Annotated in this window: 15 protein-coding genes and 1 pseudogene; 5 read left to right on the top strand and 11 right to left on the bottom strand. The window is 72.5% G+C overall.

Features of this window, described 5'->3' with window-relative positions; genetic code table 11:
• Window positions 1-629, top strand: a pseudogene (locus AC1MIR_RS07625) (hypothetical protein); the annotation flags it as partial.
• Here the strand turns inward: AC1MIR_RS07625 and AC1MIR_RS07620 are convergent.
• Both AC1MIR_RS07620 and pgi read right to left on the bottom strand, forming a co-directional pair.
• Window positions 619-1,119 carry an RNA pyrophosphohydrolase gene (locus AC1MIR_RS07620; RefSeq protein ID WP_480027580.1) on the bottom strand — a complete coding sequence of 167 codons (501 nt, stop codon included), beginning with the start codon at window positions 1,117-1,119 and terminating at the stop codon, window positions 619-621. The pseudogene AC1MIR_RS07625 and the gene AC1MIR_RS07620 sit on opposite strands and share 11 nt — an antisense overlap.
• The gene (gene pgi / locus AC1MIR_RS07615) at window positions 1,116-2,762 is read right to left on the bottom strand and encodes a glucose-6-phosphate isomerase (RefSeq protein ID WP_480027579.1); all 1,647 of its coding nucleotides are present in this window, start codon (window positions 2,760-2,762) and stop codon (window positions 1,116-1,118) included. The genes AC1MIR_RS07620 and pgi overlap by 4 nt, the downstream gene beginning before the upstream one ends.
• 100 nt (window positions 2,763-2,862) lie before the next feature.
• Here pgi and AC1MIR_RS07610 point away from each other — a divergent pair, with 100 nt between their 5' ends.
• Entirely contained in the window at window positions 2,863-5,835 is a 2,973-nt protein-coding gene (locus AC1MIR_RS07610; RefSeq protein WP_480027578.1) for an ATP-binding protein, read from the top strand.
• A 10-nt stretch (window positions 5,836-5,845) separates the two neighbouring features.
• Here AC1MIR_RS07610 and AC1MIR_RS07605 read toward each other — a convergent pair whose 3' ends face one another.
• Window positions 5,846-6,514, bottom strand: a complete 669-nt coding sequence (locus AC1MIR_RS07605; RefSeq protein ID WP_480027577.1) for a GntR family transcriptional regulator — start codon at window positions 6,512-6,514, stop codon at window positions 5,846-5,848.
• A gap of 112 nt (window positions 6,515-6,626) precedes the next feature.
• On the opposite strand from AC1MIR_RS07605, the gene AC1MIR_RS07600 reads away from it, so the two are divergent.
• Both AC1MIR_RS07600 and AC1MIR_RS07595 read left to right on the top strand, forming a co-directional pair.
• Window positions 6,627-7,613, top strand: coding sequence for a Bug family tripartite tricarboxylate transporter substrate binding protein (locus AC1MIR_RS07600; RefSeq protein WP_480027576.1), 987 nt, complete (start codon window positions 6,627-6,629; stop codon window positions 7,611-7,613).
• Window positions 7,614-7,616: 3 nt separating this feature from the next.
• Window positions 7,617-8,600, top strand: coding sequence for a hypothetical protein (locus tag AC1MIR_RS07595; RefSeq protein ID WP_480027575.1), 984 nt, complete (start codon window positions 7,617-7,619; stop codon window positions 8,598-8,600).
• Here the strand turns inward: AC1MIR_RS07595 and AC1MIR_RS07590 are convergent, their stop codons facing one another.
• The 4 genes from AC1MIR_RS07590 to AC1MIR_RS07575 form a co-directional block, all read right to left on the bottom strand.
• Complete coding sequence (locus AC1MIR_RS07590) at window positions 8,601-9,851, bottom strand: M16 family metallopeptidase (protein WP_480027574.1); 1,251 nt, start codon at window positions 9,849-9,851, stop codon at window positions 8,601-8,603.
• A complete protein-coding gene (locus tag AC1MIR_RS07585) occupies window positions 9,848-11,251 on the bottom strand; it encodes a M16 family metallopeptidase (RefSeq protein ID WP_480027573.1) in 1,404 nt (467 codons plus the stop codon). Before AC1MIR_RS07585 ends, AC1MIR_RS07590 begins: the two co-directional genes overlap by 4 nt.
• Window positions 11,252-11,339: 88 nt before the next feature.
• On the bottom strand, window positions 11,340-12,026 hold the full coding sequence (locus tag AC1MIR_RS07580) for a cupin domain-containing protein (protein WP_480027572.1): 687 nt from the start codon (window positions 12,024-12,026) through the stop codon (window positions 11,340-11,342).
• A 32-nt stretch (window positions 12,027-12,058) separates the two neighbouring features.
• On the bottom strand, window positions 12,059-12,988 hold the full coding sequence (locus tag AC1MIR_RS07575) for a sensor histidine kinase (RefSeq protein WP_480027571.1): 930 nt from the start codon (window positions 12,986-12,988) through the stop codon (window positions 12,059-12,061).
• A 167-nt stretch (window positions 12,989-13,155) separates the two neighbouring features.
• On the opposite strand from AC1MIR_RS07575, the gene AC1MIR_RS07570 reads away from it, so the two are divergent.
• Window positions 13,156-13,986 carry a Crp/Fnr family transcriptional regulator gene (locus tag AC1MIR_RS07570; RefSeq protein ID WP_480027570.1) on the top strand — a complete coding sequence of 277 codons (831 nt, stop codon included), beginning with the start codon at window positions 13,156-13,158 and terminating at the stop codon, window positions 13,984-13,986.
• Window positions 13,987-13,996: 10 nt separating this feature from the next.
• Here the strand turns inward: AC1MIR_RS07570 and AC1MIR_RS07565 are convergent, their stop codons facing one another.
• The 4 genes from AC1MIR_RS07565 to AC1MIR_RS07550 are packed head-to-tail and all read right to left on the bottom strand — an operon-like array spanning window position 13,997 to window position 17,160.
• A complete protein-coding gene (locus AC1MIR_RS07565; RefSeq protein WP_480027569.1) occupies window positions 13,997-14,623 on the bottom strand; it encodes a TetR/AcrR family transcriptional regulator in 627 nt (208 codons plus the stop codon).
• 1 nt (window position 14,624) lies between these two features.
• On the bottom strand, window positions 14,625-15,938 hold the full coding sequence (paaK, locus tag AC1MIR_RS07560) for a phenylacetate--CoA ligase PaaK (protein ID WP_480027568.1): 1,314 nt from the start codon (window positions 15,936-15,938) through the stop codon (window positions 14,625-14,627).
• The gene (gene paaI / locus AC1MIR_RS07555; RefSeq protein ID WP_480027567.1) at window positions 15,935-16,366 is read right to left on the bottom strand and encodes a hydroxyphenylacetyl-CoA thioesterase PaaI; all 432 of its coding nucleotides are present in this window, start codon (window positions 16,364-16,366) and stop codon (window positions 15,935-15,937) included. The genes paaK and paaI overlap by 4 nt, the downstream gene beginning before the upstream one ends.
• The gene (locus tag AC1MIR_RS07550; RefSeq protein WP_480027566.1) at window positions 16,363-17,160 is read right to left on the bottom strand and encodes an enoyl-CoA hydratase-related protein; all 798 of its coding nucleotides are present in this window, start codon (window positions 17,158-17,160) and stop codon (window positions 16,363-16,365) included. The genes paaI and AC1MIR_RS07550 overlap by 4 nt, the downstream gene beginning before the upstream one ends.
• Between the last annotated feature and the right edge of the window lie 97 nt (window positions 17,161-17,257).

Genomic DNA, 17,257 nt, shown 5'->3' with positions numbered 1-17,257 from the left:
CCCCCGCGCGCCGCCGCCCGCCCCCGGGGGCGGGGGCGCCCCGGGCGGCGCGGCGGCGCGGGGGCGCCACGACCACGGCCGTCGGCCTGCAGGGAGCATGGTACACGCTGAGCCCGAACTGGCAGGGCTTCTGGCAGGATCCCAACGCCGGAGTCCCGAACACCCCTAGCCTTCCGATGCCGTACAACACTCCCAACATGCGCAAGGTGGCGGTGATCCTCACCGACGGCGACAACAACTGGCAGGCACCCTACGGCGCAAGCTGTGGTTCCAGCAGCGACAGCGTGTGCTCCAACGCCAACGGCACGGAGCTGATCTACAACGCCTATGGTCGCGTCGCCGACTACAACGCGCGCTTCCCCGGGGCGCGCATCAGCCCGGTCAGCCAGGCCAATGCGGATGCAAGGCTGGATGACCGGTTCAGCGCCGTGTGCGATGCGATGAAGGCGCCAGGGGTCAACGTCACCGTCTATGTCATAGGGTTCCAGGTCGCCAATGCGCATCGGGCCCGGCTGCAGGCCTGCGCGACCAGCCCCTCGCACTATCTGGAAAGCCCGAGCGCCGCGCAGCTTCAGGCGGTCTTCCAGCAGGTTGGCGCTCAGCTCGCCAGTCTCCGCATCACCGATTGACGCCGGCTGGGCCGAGATGCGCGAAGGCGCGTGCGAGTTCTGCGTAGATCGCGCGCTTGAACGCCACCGCCAGGGCCGGCAGCTCCTCCAGCCGGGCCCAGCGCCACGCGTCGAACTCCGGGTGCTCGTCGGCGTCCAGCCGGATGTCGGCATCGGCGCCGGTGAAGCGCAGCGCAAACCATTTCTGCCGCTGGCCGCGGTATCGCTGCGCGATGCGGAAGCCGCGAGCGGCGACCTCCGGCGGAAAGTCGTAGGTCAGCCAGCCCGGATATTCCTCGAGGATATCGGCCCTCGCGGTGCCGATCTCCTCCGCCAATTCGCGCAGCACCGCCGCGCGCAGGTCTTCGCCCGGATCCACCCCGCCCTGCGGCAATTGCCAGCCCCCCGCGGCGCCCTCCGCGTTCGGCAGGTCCGCACGGCGCGCCACCAGTACGAGCCCTTCGGCGTTGAACAGCACCGCGCCGACATTGTCGCGATACGGCTTCGTCATCGCCACAGGGCCCGGATCTCCGCCACCATCGCCGCCGTCGCCGGATCGGCAGGCGCTGATCGGCCATCGAGCGCCGGCAGGATCGTGCCTGCCAGGTGCTTGCCCAGCTCCACGCCCCACTGGTCGAACGGATCGATTCCCCAGAAGGCGCCGAGACAGGCGACCTTGTGCTCGTAGAGCGCGACCAGCGCGCCGAGCGCCTCCGGCGTCAGCGCCGGGAGCAGGATGGAGACGCTCGGCCGGTTGCCGGGGAACGTACGGTGCGGCGCCAGCCGTTGCGCGTCCTCGGGCGACAGTCCGGCCCTGGCCATCTCCGCCCGGGCCTCGGCCTCGCTCCGCCCGCGCGCCAGAGCCTCGGCCTGCGCGAGGGCATTGGCGAGCAGGATGTGGTGGCTGTCGGCGTGATGATGATCCGGCCGCGCCACCAGCACGAAGTCCACCGGCACGGGCGTGGTGCCCTGGTGGATCAGCTGCATGAAGGAATGCTGCGCGTTGGTGCCGGGCTCGCCGAACACGACGGGGCCCGTCGGCATCGCCACCGGCGCGCCTGAGACCGTCACCCGCTTGCCGAGCGATTCCATCTCGAGCTGCTGCAGATGCGCAGGCAGCCGCGCCAGCCGCTCGTCATAGGGCAGCACCGCGCGCGCCGGATAGCCGAGGCCGTCCACGTGCCACACCTCGGTCGCCGCCAGCAGCAGCGGCAGGTTCTCCGCGTCCGGCGCGCTCAGGAAATGCTCGTCCATCGCGCGTGCCCCGGCCAGCAGCCGCTCGAAGCTGTCCCACCCGCAGGACAACGCGATGGAAAGACCGACCGCCGACCACAGGGAAAAGCGCCCGCCGACCCAGTCGCGGAAGCCGAAGACGCGCTCGGGCGCGATGCCGAAGGCCGAGGTCGCCGCGAGATTGGTGGACAGCGCCGCCAGATGCACGCCCGCGGCCTCCGCCCCGAGCGCCCCGGCCAGCCACGCGCGGACCAGCCGCGCATTGGTCATCGTCTCCTGCGTGGTGAAGGTCTTGGAGGCGACCAGCACCAGCGTTCGTCGCGGATCGAGATCCGGCTGCAGCGCCGCCCAGGCATGGCCGTCCACGTTGGACAGGAATTGCGCGCGCAGCGCCATCTCCGGCCGCCACAGCGCGCGCGTCACCATCGCCGGGCCGAGGTCGGAGCCGCCGATGCCGATGTTCAGCACGGTCGTGAAGCGCCCGCCATCGGCTGCGAGGATATGCCCGCTTCGGACACCGTTGGTGAACGCGCGCATCGCGTCCAGCGTCTCGTGCACCGAGGCCGAGGCATCCTCGCCCCCGGCGACGTAGCGCCCTGGCGCGCCGCGCAGCGCGATGTGCAGTGCTGCCCGTCTTTCGGTCACGTTCACCGCTTCGCCGCGCGCCATGGCATCGCGGAACGCCGTCACGCCGGTCGCGCGCGCCAGCGCCAGCAGCGCCTCGAGCGCCGCGTCGCTCAGCGAGGTGCGCGAGAGATCGAGGAGCAACCCCGCCGCGCGGCGCGTGAAGCGGTGGAACCGAGCCGGGTCCGCGGCGAGCCTGGAACGCACCGCGGCAGCGTCGGGCGCCGCGGCCAGGGTGCGCACCGCCTGCCAGGCACTTTCCGGCGTCCCGGCTGGGTGGGCCGCGGGATCGGCCATGCGCTCGCCCTCCTCATCGCGCCGCCGGGCGCGTGCCGATGGTTCATGCTTCGACTTCGCGCTAGATAACGCCCTGGGGCGGAACTGCGAAGGGAGCAGCATGGCCGGCGCCCGACACGGGGTGGAGAGCACCGGACCGGCGTGGCGACGCCTGCGCCTCGCCCTGGTGGCCTTTGCCCTGATCGCCACCGCGCTCTTCACCGCCGCCAGCATCGCCGATCGCGAGGCGACGCTGGCGCAAGGGCGCGCCTCGGCGGAGAATGCCGCCGCCCTGCTGGCTGAGAGCGCGGAGAGCGCGCTGCGCATCGCCGAACTCACCACGGCGAATGTCGCCGAACTGGTCGAGCGCAACGGGCTCGACGCGATGCGTGACCGGATCTGGGCGGATCTCGCCGCACTCGATACGCTGGCGCACGAAGTCGGCGCCATCTGGGTGACGAATGCGGCCGGCCTGCTCGTGGCCAGCTCGTTGTGGCCCGACCCCCCGCTCCTCGATCTCTCGCGCGAGGAATGCTTCATCGCGGTGTCCAATGGCGCGGGCGACCATCTCGCCCGGCTCAACCTCTCGCCCGAGACCCGGATCTGGAATTTCGGCTGGATGCGGCCGCTTCGAGCCAATGGCACTTTCATCGGCGCGGTGCATGCCGCGGTCGAGGTCGGCGCCCTGGGACGCGTGCTGGAGCGCCTGTCGCTGGGGCCGGCGGCCGAGGTTCGGCTGCTGCGCTCCGACGGCGAAGTGCTCTTGCGGTGGCCCTTGCCGCCCACCCCCCCCGTGCCGCCGGAGACGCCGCGCCGCGGCGACGCCGGATTCGGAGAGGAGGTCGGACGCGACGGCATCGCCCGGCTGGTCGCCTGGCGCGCGGCGATGTCCGTGCCGGCCGTGGCAGTCGTCGCGGTCTCGGTGGAACACGTGCTGGCGCCGTTCCGCCGGCGACTGCTGCGCAACGGCCTGCTGTTCTGCCTCTCCTTCGCGCTGGCAGGCAGTCTCGGCGCCGCCGCGCGGCGCGCCGGACGGCGAGAGGCGGAGGCGATCCGAACGACTGTGGAGCGTGGCGCGGCGCTGGCCGAGGCGCTGTCCGACCGGCTCCATCTGCTGGCTTCGCTGCAGGAGGGTGAGGCGCGCCTGAGGCTTGCCCAGCAATCGGGCGGCATCGGGCTCTGGGATCTCGACCTGGGAACCGCGCGCATCGCGCTCGCCGGCGACGTATTCGGCCATTGGGGTCTCCCGGGCGCGGAAATGCGCGGCTTCCGCAGCCTGCCGGTGCGCGCGCTGCTCCGCGCGATCCATCCGGATGACCGCGGCGCCCTGGTGGCGGCGCTGTCCGATGCGGTCAGCCACGGCGCGCCGCTGGATGTCGAGTTCCGGCTTGCCGGCGTGCTGCCGACGCGCTGGATCAGCGTGAAGGCCGAGGGCCGCCCGGCAGGGGAGGCGCGGCCGCGCCGGCTGCTCGGCATCGCGCGCGACGTCACGGCCGAGCGCCGGGCGCAGCAGGCGATGGAGGAAGCGCGCCTGATGCTGGAGCGGCGCGTCGCCGAGCGGACCGGCGCGCTGGCCGAGGCCAATGCCCGCCTGCGGGAGGGCGAGGCGCGTTTTCGCGGTCTGTTCAACGCCACCTTCCAGTTCATCGGACTGCTCTCTCCCGACGGCACGGTTCTGGAGGCGAATGCGGCGATGCTGCGCCTGGGCGGCGTCACCGCGGCGGAGGTGATCGGACAGCCCTACTGGGCGGCGCCGTGGTGGCCGCAGGACGCGGTCACCCTGGCCGAGTTGCGGGATGCGATCGCCGAGGGCGCCTCCGGGCGCTTCGTGCGGCGCGAGACCCGCATGTGCGACGCCGAGGGTCAGGAAGTGACGGTGGATTTCTCCGTCACGCCGGTTCGCGGCGAGGACGCGCTGGTCTCGCTGCTCGTCGCCGAGGCACGCGACGTCTCGGCGCTCAAGGCGGCGCAGGCGCTCCTGCACGAGGCGCAGAAGATGGACACGCTGGGCCAGCTGACCGGCGGCGTTGCGCATGACTTCAACAACCTGCTGATGGCCGTTCTCGGCAATCTCGGCATCGCGCGCCGTCGTGCGGAGGTGAGTGCGCCCGAACTGCTGCGCCAGCTCGACGCCGCCACCCAAGCCGCCGAGCGGGGCGCGACGCTGACGCAGCGGCTGCTCGCCTTCGCACGCCGTCAGGACCTCAAGCCGATGCCTGTGGACCTGCGTGCGTTGCTGCTCGGCGTGGAGGCGCTGTTGCGCCGCTCCGCCGGCCCCATGGTCACGCTGCAGTTCGATGCGCCGGAGGGCCTTTCGCCGGCGCTGGTGGATCCGCATGCGCTGGAACTCGCTCTGGTCAACCTGACGGTGAATGCGCGCGACGCCATGCCTGAAGGCGGACAGGTGCGCGTGCGTATCGCGCAGGTGGACGGGCCCGCGCCTGGGCGCCTGCCGGCAGGACGCTGGCTCACAGTGGCGGTGAGCGACGAGGGCGGCGGCATGGACGAGGCGACGCTGTCGCGCGCCGTGGAGCCCTTCTTCACCACGAAGGCGGCAGGGCAGGGCACCGGTCTCGGCCTCTCCATGGTGCACGGCCTGGCTGCGCAGTCGGGCGGCGCGCTCGTGTTGGACAGCGCGCCGCGCCACGGCACCACCGCGACGCTTTGGCTGCCGGCGACCAGCCGCCTGCCCGTGACCGCGCCCGCGCAGGAGGCCGACGCACCGCTGCCTGGCCGCGGCACGATCCTCGTGGTGGACGATGAGCCGCTGGTGCTGGAAAGCACGGCGGCCATGCTGGAGGAGTTGGGCTATGAGCCTGTGCCGGCGGACAGCGGCGAGGCTGCGCTCGCCGTGCTCGGTGCCCGGGCAGACGTGACTGCAGTGCTGACGGATCATGCAATGCCCGGCATGACGGGCGCCGCCCTGGCGGCGCGGCTGCGGGTGGAGCATCCCGGCCTGCCCGTCATCCTCGCCACCGGCTATGCCGGCGGCGCGCAGGAGGAGCCGGGCGGCCCGCCGCGCCTGTCCAAGCCCTACAGTCTCGCGCAGCTCTCTTCGGTGTTGAGCGGTGCCATGGCGCGGGCGGCGGAATAGCCGGTATCGCTCATCGGATGCCCATCAGTCGGCGCATGGCGGCATCGAGATGCGCCTCCAGGGCGCGCGTGGCCGCTTCCCGGTCGCGCCGCCGCAGCGCGCCGAGGATCCCGAGATGCTCTTCCGTGGCCGGCGCCACCATCCCGCCCGGCGGCAGGCCGGTCGCGGCGCGGACAAGCAGCAGGCGTTCCTCGACGCGCGCGTAGAGCTCGGTGATCATCGCGCTGTTCAGGGCGCCGATGATGGTCTCGTGCAGCGCCCGGTTCGCGGCCACCGCCTCCGCCAGCACGGGTGCGTCGAGCGCCGCCGCGGCCGACTCGCGCAGCGCCAGGAAGCGCCTCTCCAGCGTCGCCAGCGTCGCATCGGCGTCGCTCTCCGTCAGCGCGCGCAGCCCGTCGCGTTCCAGGATCAGGCGCAGCTGGAAGGCCTCGCGCATGAAGGCCATGTCCACCGGGCTGACCTGGATGCCGCGCTTGGCGAAGACCCGGACGAGTCCCTCGCCCTCGAGCCGGTTCAGTGCCTCCCGCACGGCGGCGAGGGGCACGTCCAGGCGCCGGACGAGCTCGCGCAGCGAGACCATGTCGCCCGGACGGATCTGCCCGCCCAGCAGCAGGTGCTTGAAGCGGTCATAGGCGCGCTCCCGCGGGCGTTCCCGCACGGCGTCCGCGTCCTCTTCCATCCTGGCGTCCATGCCCATGCCTCGCGCCACCTGTTGCGGATCTCGCAAACTTAGCTCACACTGTGCGCACAGATAAGGAGCGCATTCGCCCGTCCGACAAGGGAGCAACGCCATGAGCCCGTCATCGCGCGTCCGGCCGCCGCGTCGCGCCATCCTCGGCCTCGCCGCGCTGGCGGCCGTGCCGTCCATCGCGCGCGCCCAGGCCTGGCCCTCGCGCCCAGTCCGCTTCGTGGTGCCCTATGGCGCCGGCAACCAGGCCGACCAGGTGGCGCGGGTGCTCGCCGATGCGCTCGCCGCCCGCTGGGGCCAGAGGCTGGTGGTGGAGAACCTGCCGGGGGCGGGCGGGGCGATCGGCGTGGCGCAGATCGCGCGCGCGGCGCCCGACGGCTACACGATCGGGCTGATCGCGATCGCGGCGCTCGCCATCACGCCGCACATCCAGGCCGCGCCCTATGACCCGCTGGCCGACCTCGCACCGCTCGGCGCCGTGACGGTCTCGCGCTCCGCGCTGGTGGTGCATCCCTCGCTGCCGGTGCACACCCTCTCGGAGCTGGTCGCGCTGGCGCGGCAGCGCAGCGGCGATCCGCTGTTCTTCTCCTCGCCCGGCATCGGCACCATACCGCACCTGACCATGGAGATGCTGGCGCGCGCCCTGGCCTTCCCCGCGCATCACGTGCCCTACCGCACCGCCGGTGCCGCGACCGCGGACCTCGTGGCGGGCCGCGTGCAGATGGCGCTGGACGGCGTGACCGTAACGCTGCCGCATATCGAGGCGGGGCGGCTCCGCGCGATCTTCGCCACCGGGGCGGAGCGCCTGCCGCAACTGCCCGAGGTGCCGGCCCTGGCGGAGGCCTCGCCCGGCCTCGACCTGCCGAGCGCCTGGCAGTCCGTGCATGCCCCGCGCGGCCTGCCGGAGGAGATCGCGGCGCGCATCGCCGCCGACGTCTCCGCCCTCGTCGCCGATCCCGACTTTGCGCGGCGCCTGCCGCAAGGCTCCGATGCGCTGGTGCTGTCGCGGAAGGAGACCGCGGCGCGGATCCGTTCCGACCATGCGCGCTTCGGTGCGCTGGTGCGCGAGCTCGGCCTCAGGGCCGGCTGAGCGATGGCGCTTCCCTTCCGCGTCCGCCGGCTCGGCGCCGGCCCGATCATCCGCCCGGGCATGGGCGCGCGCATCGGCGACAACATCCAGGGGCCGAGCCTGATCCGCGTGCCGGACTGGGTGAAGGCGCCGCTCGGCCGCTACTACCTCTATTTCGCCGACCACAAGGGCGACCACATCCGCCTCGCCTTCACCGATGCGCCGGAAGGGCCGTGGCGCATCCATGATCCGGGCGCGCTGGCACTGGCGGATTCGCTGTTTCCGACCAACCCGACGCCGCGTCCCGCGGCGCCTCCGCCGCGCCCGTCGCGGCCGCATGAGGCTCCGCCCGGAACACCGGGCGTGCCGGAGGCCGAGGAGGATGCGACGACGCCGCACATCGCCTCCCCGGATGTGCATGTGGACCACGCGAACCGGCGGATCGTGATGTATTTCCACGGTCTCTCGGCCTGGCGCGAGCAGCGCACGCGGGTCGCAACCTCGCCGGACGGGCTGGTCTTCACGCCGCGCGCGCCGTTGCTCGGCCCGTCCTATTTCCGGGTCTTCGCGCATCGCGGCGCCACCTATGCGCTGGCGATGCCGGGCGTGCTGTATCGCGCCGCCGATCCCTTCGGCCCCTTCGAGCCCGGCCCGGACCTGTTCGGCGATCCGAACCAGCGCCACGTCGCGCTGCTGCCGCGCGGCGATACGCTCTGGGTGATCTGGAGCCGCGTGGGCGACGCGCCGGAAAGCCTGCTGCTCTCGCGCGTGGACCTCCGCGGCGATTGGCGCGACTGGCGCGCCGACCCGCCGGAGGTGCTGCTGCGACCGGAGATGGCGTGGGAAGGCGCCGATCTTCCCGCGGAAAGCTCCTGGCGCGGCGCCATCAACCGGCCCGTCAACCAGTTGCGCGATCCCGCCATCTTCGAGGAGGACGGGCGCGTCTTCCTGCTCTACGCGGTGGCCGGCGAGAGCGGCATCGCCCTCGCCGAGCTCGAGCCCGCTTAGCTACAGCGCCGGCTGCCCGGCGATCGCAACCGAGAGCGCCGCCGGCTCCAACAGCCGCTGCGCGACCGCCGTGGTCCGCGCCGTGGTCAGCGAGCGCAGCCGCTCCGCCCGCGCATTCAGCCAGTCGAGCGGCCGCCCGTTGCGCCGCAGCGCCAGCAGCGTGCCGGCGATGCGGCGGCTGTCGGTGAACTGCAGCGGCAGGTTGCCGGTGAGGAACGCGACGGCATCGTCCAGCTCCTCCCGCGTCGGGCCTTCCGCCGCCATGCGCACCCATTCGTCGCGCGTCACCGCCAGCGTCTCCGCCACGCGCGCATTGTCGGTGGCCGAGGAGCCGACGACGATGCCCTGGCCGAACAGCACATCGAGCCCCGCGCCGATGCCATAGGCGAGCCCGCGCTTCACCCGCACCGCCTCCATCAGGCGGGAGGAGAAGCCCCCGCCCGCCAGCACGCGCAGCACCACCTGCGCCGTCTCCCATTCCGGGTCGGTCACCGGCAGGCCGGGCTGGCCGAACAGGATCGCCGATTGCGGCGAGGCGACTTCCACCACGCGCCGGTCGAAGGTGGTGAAGGCGGGCAGCGGCGGCGCCTCCGGCGGCGCGCCCGCCGGAAGGCCCTCGAACAGCGCGGGCAGCAGCCGCGCCAGCTCATCCGGCGTGATCGCGCCGGCTGCGGCGACGAGCAGCCCATCGGACCGGATCTGCCGCGTCAGCGCCGTGCGGATCGCCTCCTCCGGCAGGGTGGAGAGCGTCTCCACCGTGCCACCGGTCGGGCGGCCGGCGGGATGGTCGGGATAGGCCGCCGCCCAGAAGGCGCGCCCGACTTGGCCGCGCGGCGTCTCCAGCTGCGCGCGCGCGCCGGCCACCGCGCGGGCGCGCACGCGGGCCACCGCCGGCTCATCGAGCCGCGGCACGCGCATCGCGAGGTTGGCCAGCCGCACCGCCTCCGGCAGCGCCGTGCGCAGCGCGCGCAGCGAGCCTTCGAAGCCGTCGCGCTCCGCGCCGAAACCGAGCCCGATCGCCTCGTCGCGCAGCGCATCGGCGAAGGCGCGGTTGTCGAGGTCGCCCGCGCCTTCGGTCAGCAGCGCCGCACCCATCGAGAGCGCCCCGGCATGCGCCGCCGGATCGAGCGCGGCGCCGCCACGCCAGGCCCAGGCGACGGAAACGACGGGAACCGATTGGTCCTCGATCAGCCAGGCCGAGCGCCCGCCGGCCTCGACGGTCTGGATGTCCAGGCTGAAGGTGGCGGTCATGCCCGCACCTCCGCCGGCGCCGCGACGCCTTCGGGCAGCAGCCAGCCGCTGCCCGAGGGCGCCTTGCCGAGCACCGCCACCGCGGCCTCTGCCACCTGGTCGCGCGTGACGGCGCGCAGCCGGGCCGGCCAGAACTCCACCGTCTCGAGCGGCAGGCCGATCGCGAGTGCGCCGCCGATCATCCGCGGCGCCGCGCCGAGCCCGTCGAGCGCGAGCAGCGCGCCGGCCGTCATCTGCCGGATGGAACGCGCGACCTCGGCCTCGGTGGGGCCGCCGGCATCCAGCAGGCGCTTCACCTCCGCCATCACGGCTTCCTCGACGCGCGCCGGCGCCACCTCGCGCCGCGGCACGGCGGAGATTCCGAAATCCGTCCAGGAGGCCGCATCGGAATCGTAGGACGCGCCGACCGAAACCGCGAGGCCGCCCTCCACCAGCGCGCGATGCAGGCGCGACCCGGTGCCGCCGCCCAGCAGGTGGCGCAGCACCTCCAGCGGCTCGCCGAGGCGCGTCTCGCCGGCAGTGAGCGAGGGCGCCTGCCAGTCGCGCAGGAACACCGCCTCGCCGCGCAGGCGGGGGTCGTTGCGGCTGTAGCGGGGCGTCGGGATCTCGGCCGGCGGGGCGGCGCGATTGCGCGGCACGGGCGGGCCGGGCGGCAGCGCGCCCCATTTCGCCTCCGCCACCTCCCAGAAGCTGTCGGCGGGCACGGCGCCGGCCACCACCAGCACGGCGTTGCCCGCGGCGTAGCGCGCGCGATGGAACTCCACGAGGTCGGCATGGGTGATCGCGCGGATCTCCTCCTCCCAGCCGATGATCGGCCGGCCGGCCCAGTGCTGCCGGCCCCACATCGCCGCCTGGAAGCCCTCGAAGAACAGCGCCCGCGGGGAGGAGGAGGTGCGCTGCGCGCGCTCCTCCAGGATCACCTGCCGCTCCGGCTCCACCTCGTCCGCCGGCAGGCGCGCGGCGGCGAAGCGGTCCGCCTCCATCATCGCGACCAGGTCGAGGCGCGAGGCCTCGACATGCTGGAAGTAGCCGGTGACGTCGCGCGAGGTGAAGGCGTTGTCGTTCCCGCCCTCCCGCGCCACGCGGCGGGAGAACTCGCCGGACGCGACCTGCGGGCTGCCCTTGAACATCATGTGCTCGAGGAAGTGGGCGACGCCGGACTTCCCGGCCGGGTCCTCGCCGCCGCCGGCCGCGACATAGGCGTATTGCGCCACGACCGGCGCGCGCCGGTTCTCCACGAAGGCGACGCGCAGCCCGTTGGGCAGGGTGCGCAGCGTGGCGCCGAACAGCGGGCGCTCGGTGACGGCGGCGGGCGTGGCGGGTTGCGCCAGGGCCTCGGCGGGCAGGGAGGCGGCGGCCGCGCAGGCGGCAGCGGCCTGGAGGGCGGCACGGCGGGTCATGCGGGACATGCCGCGAAGGTGGCCCCGGCCGCGGGATCGGCCAAGCCCGGGATCGGTATCGAAAGGTGAACGCGCCGGCGGCGGGCCATCAGGCGCCCGGCGGCAGGCGGATCTGCGCCAGATGCCCCGCCTTGGCCCAGACCGTCGCCCCCTGCGGCCCGGCCACGGCCACGCCCCGATGGCCGGGCGGCAGGCGCAGCCAGGCATGCCGGCCGAATGCCTCGCCCCCCTCCGTGAAGCCGCCGGCCAGCACCAGCAATTCCAGCCCCCGCGGGGCGAGCAGCGGCACCCGCGCCCCCGGCGCCCAATCCTCGATCCGCACCGTCTCGTCCTGCCGGGCCAGCAGCGGCGCCACCTGCACGCCGGGCCGCAGCGGATCGGCGGCGCGGGGCAGGGCGGCGATGTCGGCCCGCAGCGGCGTCAGGTCCTCCGGGTCGAACTGCCAGAGCTTGACGAAGATGGTGCAGCCCGGCGCCGAGGCCGGCACATGCGCGGTGCCGGGCGGGTTGCGCACATAGGTGCCCGCGGGGTGGTCGCCCGTCTCATCCTGGAACACGCCCTCCAGCACCAAGAATTCCTCGCCGCCGTCGTGGCGGTGGGCGGAGAAGGCGCTGCCCGGCGCGTAGCGCACCAGGGAGGTTGCGCGCGCCACCTCGCCGCCGACGCGGTCCAGCATCAGCCGCTCGACGCCGGCCATCGGCGAGGCGACCCAGGCTTCCGGCGCGGGATGCACCGCGGCGCGGCGGGCGAAGTCGGCATTGAGGCGCAGCGTCATCTGGCCAGTCTAGGCCTGCGTCCCCCCGGCCGTCATGTCGCCAGCCGATCGAGGTCGAACGAAAGTGTTGCGACCAGCCCGCCCGGCTGCCAGTCGCGCAGCAGATGGCTCCCGAGCAGGGTTGCCGCGATGCGATCGGACATCGCCGTTCCGAAGCCGCCCGGACCCGGCCCCGCGGGCAAGGGTGGCCCGCCCCGCTCCGTCCAGTGGAGGAGCAGCGATTCGCCCTTGGCACTCACGCACAGCCGCACCGTGCCCGTGGGCGTCGCGAGCGCGCCGTGCTTCGTCGCATTCGTCGCAAGCTCATAAATGATCAGTGCGAGGGCCGTCGCGGTCTGCCGCCCGATCGGCAGCGCTCCGATTCCAGGCTGCACGTCTATACCCACCCCGCCCGCGTAGGGAGCGAGGGCATCCGCCAGGAAGCTCTGGACCGACATGAGCTGTCCATCCGGCAGCCCTGCAGCCCCGGGCTCCACATGGCGGTAGATGCACGCCAGCGCGACGACGCGTGCGCGCACGGCATTGGCGAAGGCCTGCGCCTCGGGCGCGCCGCGCGCGGCCAGCGCGATGAGACCTGCGACCACTGCCATGATGTTCTTTATCCGGTGCGACAACTCGCGCTGCACAGCCTCAGAACGCTCCGCCGCCAGGCGTTGCGTCGTGCCGTCCACGACCATGCCGCGAAGTCGGATCGGCGAAGCGGCGCCGGCGGGCGCGGCGAGGCCCAAATGCAGGTCCAGCCAGCGCGCCGCGCCGCCGATCCGCGCGGGGAAGCCTGCCTGCAGGCGCGTGGCGCCCTCGCCGATCGCCGACCGGATGCGGTCGTTTAGCCGGTCTTGCGCCTCCGCCTCCACCGCCACCGCCAAGCCGCAATCGGCGAGAAGTGCGGAAAGCGGGTCGCTTCCTGGTCCGACTGCCGGAACAACGTCGAAGAACCAGAACTCCGCCCTCTCGGCGTTCACTTCGGCCTCCCCATAGCGCTCCCGGGCAACGGGTTGCGCCAAGGGTACCAACCACGGGCTGTTGAGCGCGTCTGCGCAATAGTGAACGCAACCGCGTGCCGCACGTTTCACCATGGAACGATGGCGCTGGCGCGCGCAGGAGGTCGATCGTGGATGGCTTGAGACAGGTGACGGTGCCGGACACCGGGCCAGGCGAGGTTCCCAACAACCTTCTGCGCACCTTTCGTTCGGCTGACTTTGCGATCCTCCGGCCCATGCTTGAGCCCTGGTCCGGGATCGCGGGCAGACTCATCTACAGCCCTGGCGACATGGTGGATTACGTCTACTTTCCCTGCGGCCCGGCGCTGGTGTCCTTCCGCGTGGCGCTCGAGGACGGGCGCGACGTGGAGACCGCGCTGATCGGGCGCGAGGGCGCGGTCGGCGGCATCGTCAGCCAGGGCAACCTGCCCGCCTTCGCCCGCGCGGAGATACAGGTGCCGGGCCAGTTTCTCCGGCTCCGGTTGCGCGACCTCGATGCGGCGAAGGCGCGCTCGCCGGCGGTGAGCAACCTGTTCGCCCGCTATGCCGACTGCCTCATGGCGCAGATGTTCCAGGCCATCGCCTGCAATGCAGTGCATTCGATCGAGCAGCGCACAGCGAAATGGCTACTGGCCACTATCGACCGCACCGGCGACGAAAGCCTGACCCTGACCCAGGAAGGGCTTGCCGGCATGCTGGGCGTCGGACGCAGCTATGTGAGCCGTGTCATCCAGTCGCTCAAGGTGCGCGGCCTGGCCGAGACGCGCCGTGGCGGCTTGAAGGTGAGCGACCCGCACGGGCTCGCCGCCCTGTCCTGTGAATGCAATGCGGCGCTGCGCCGTCACTTCGACGAGGTGCTGCGCGGCGTCTATCCGAAGCGGCAGGAGAGTCGACACTTGGCGCGCTTGTCGCCGACGGTCCTTCAGCCGGTCCGCGGGGCCGCGGATGCGCCACGCCGCGCGAAGCGGCGGCAGGGCTGACCCGCGCGGATCAGCCGTCGGCCAAGGCTGGCCCGAACGACTCGACCACCGCCGGCGACCCTGCCGCGATCAGCGTCGCGACCATCCGCGCATAATCGGCGCGTGAAAGCCCCGCCCGCTCACGGTGCCAAAGATAGTGCCAGTTCAGCATGGCGAAGAAGGACATGGTCAGCGGCATCAGCAACTGGCGGTGCCGCCCGACATCCGGATGCAACTCGGCGATGATGTCGGCGGCCTCCGCCACCAGCGCCCGCTCCAGCGCCTTCAGCGCCTCCTGCCGCTCGGGCGAGAGCAGGGACAGGCAGGAGATCTGCACGCGATGCACCGCATCCGCGTCGCGATACGCATCCAGCAGCAGGAAGGCAAAGGTCTCGAGCCGCTCGCGCGGGCCGCGGGTGAGCGTGTGGACGCCGCGGGCGATCTCCACGAGGTGCTGCAGGTGCTGCGCCAGCACGTCGAAGAGCAGCTCCTCCTTGTCGCGCCAGTAGTGATAGACCAGCGCCTTGGAGACGCCGCAGGCCTGCGCGAGCATCGCGAGCGAGGCGCGGTCGTAGCCGTGCTGCGCGAACAGCTCCGCCGCCTGCGCCATGATGGCCTGGCGTTTTTCGAAGTGGTCGGCCGCCCGTGGTCGCGCCATCTTACTTCCTCTTGTCCACGACACGTCGCGCCTTGCCGAGGCTGCGCTCGATCGCGCCGGGGTCGCGCACATCCACGGCCGCGGAGACGCCGATCATCTCCTTCACGTGATGGGCCAGCGCCTGCGCCGCCGCCGCGCGCTCGCCCGCATCGCGGCCGGGCTCGCATTCCACCGCGATGGTCATCGCATCCATCGGGCCCTCGCGCGTCAGGATCAGCTGGTAGTGCGGCGCCAGGTGCGGCACGCGCAGGATCTGTTCCTCGACCTGCGACGGGAACACGTTGACGCCGCGCAGGATGATCATGTCGTCGCTGCGGCCGGTGATCTTCTGCATGCGCCGGAAGGCGGGACGCGCCGTGCCGGGCAGCAGCCGCGTGAGGTCGCGCGTGCGGTAGCGGATGACCGGCATGGCCTGCTTGGTGAGGGAGGTGAAAACCAGCTCGCCCGGCTCGCCGTCAGGCACCGGCTCGCCGGTCTCGGGGTTCACGATCTCCGGGTAGAAGTGGTCCTCCCAGACATGCGGGCCGTCCTTGGTCTCGACGCATTCATTGGCGACGCCGGGGCCCATCACCTCGGACAGGCCGTAGATGTCCACGGCGTGCAGGTCGAAGGCCTCCTCGATCTGCGCGCGCATCGCCTCGGTCCAGGGCTCGGCGCCGAAGATGCCGACCTTGAGGGAGGATTTGCGCGGGTCCACGCCCTGCCGCCGGAACTCGTCCAGCAAGGCGAGCATGTAGGAGGGCGTCACCATGATGATCTCCGGCCGGAAATCCTCGACGAGCTGCACCTGGCGTTCGGTCATCCCGCCGGAGACGGGGATGACGGTGCAGCCCATCGCCTCCGCGCCGTAATGCGCGCCGAGGCCGCCGGTGAAGAGGCCGTAGCCATAGGCGACATGCACCATCATCCCCGGCCTGCCGCCGCTCGCGCGGATGGATCGCGCGACGAGCGACGCCCAGGTGTCGATGTCCTGCTTCGTGTAGCCGACGACGGTCGGCTTGCCCGTGGTGCCGGAGGAGGCGTGGATGCGCACCACCTGCTCGCGCGGCACGGCGAACATGCCGAAGGGATAGTTGGCGCGCAGATCGGCCTTCGTCGTGAAGGGGAATCTGCGCAGGTCGTCGAGGTCGCGGAAATCCAGCGGCGTGACCCCGGCTTCCTCGAAGGCGCGGCGATAATGCGGCACGTTCTCGTAGGCATTGGCGAGCGTGGCGGCGAGGCGCTCGCGTTGCAGCGCGCGCAGCTGCGGCGGCGAGAGCCGCTCGCCGTCGTCGAGCAACTCGGCCGGCGGCGGATCGCCGAGGCGCGTCGTCATGGCGTGACCTCCACGAGATGACCTTCGATCATGCGGGACAGGCCACGGAACACGGCGATCGCGCGGCCTTCCTGGTCGCTGACGGTGACGTCCGTGATGCCGCTGCGCCCGGCGCTGGTGGTCTGCACCGCGCGGGCCGTCAGCATGTCGCCGAGCTTCGCGGGGCGCAGATAGGTGATGGTGTTGCTCTGCGCGACGGCGCGACGGTTGAAGGAGTTGCAGGCGAAGGCGAAGGCGGAATCGGCCAGCGCGAAGATGAAGCCGCCATGGCAGATGCCATGCCCGTTCACCATGCGGCTCTCCACCGGCATGGTCAGCTCGGCCTCGCCCGGCGCGACGCGCGCGATGCGCATGCCGAGGCCGGCGGAGGCGCGATCCTCCGCCCACATCGCCTCGGCGCAGGCTTCAGCGAGTTGCTGCGGCGTCATTCCGGCGCGCCTTCGAAGCGTGCGGCGCGCTTCTGCTGGAAGGCCGCGACGCCCTCCGCATAGTCCGCACTGCGGCCGAGCTCGCGCTGCATCTGCGCTTCGAGTGCCAGCTGCGCGTCGAAGCCGTTGCTCTCCGCGGCGGCCAGCGCACGCTTCGTCGCCGCAAGGGCGCCGGCAGGCAGGCGCGCGAGGCGGTCGCAGAGCTTCTCCGCCTCCGCCATCACCGCATCGGCCGGCACGGCGCGCCACACCAGCCCCATCGCCGCGGCCTCGCTGCCGCTGATCGGATCGCCGAGCATCGCCAGCGCCCGCGCGCGCGCGGGGCCCGCCAGATGCGTCAGCGTCCAGGTCGCGCCGCTGTCGGGGATCAGGCCGATACGAATGAAGACCTGGGCGAAGCGCGCATCCTCGGCGGCCAGGGTGATGTCGCAGGCGAAGGCGATGGAGGCGCCCGCGCCCGCCGCGACGCCATGCACCGCGCAGACCACCGGCTTCGGCAGCTCGCGGATCGTGCGCACCAGCCGGTTCCAGCCGCGATCGAGCACCGCGCCGAGATCGGCTTCCGGCCCCGTCAGCCCCGGCTCGGCCAGGTCCTGCCCGGCGCAGAAGCCGCGCCCGGCGCCGCTCAGCAGCACCGCCCGACAAGCCGGATCGCGCCCCGCATCCGCGAGCGCGTCGCACAGCGCGGCGTGCAGCGTGGCGTCGAAGGCGTTGAGCTTCTGCGGCCGGTTGAGCGTGAGCTTCCGCCAGCCTTGCCGCTGCTCGACCAGCAGCGGTCCCGCCTCCTCCGCCATGCACCCCTCCCAATCCAGATCCAGGCCAATTTGTATTGACTGTCCGTTCGGTTAATCTATTTTGGGAGCTCGCCAGGGTCAACAGGGCGGGGAGGAA

The organism is Falsiroseomonas sp. RANM36 (assembly GCF_056682175.1).
This window is presented reverse-complemented; position numbering and strand designations above follow the sequence as displayed.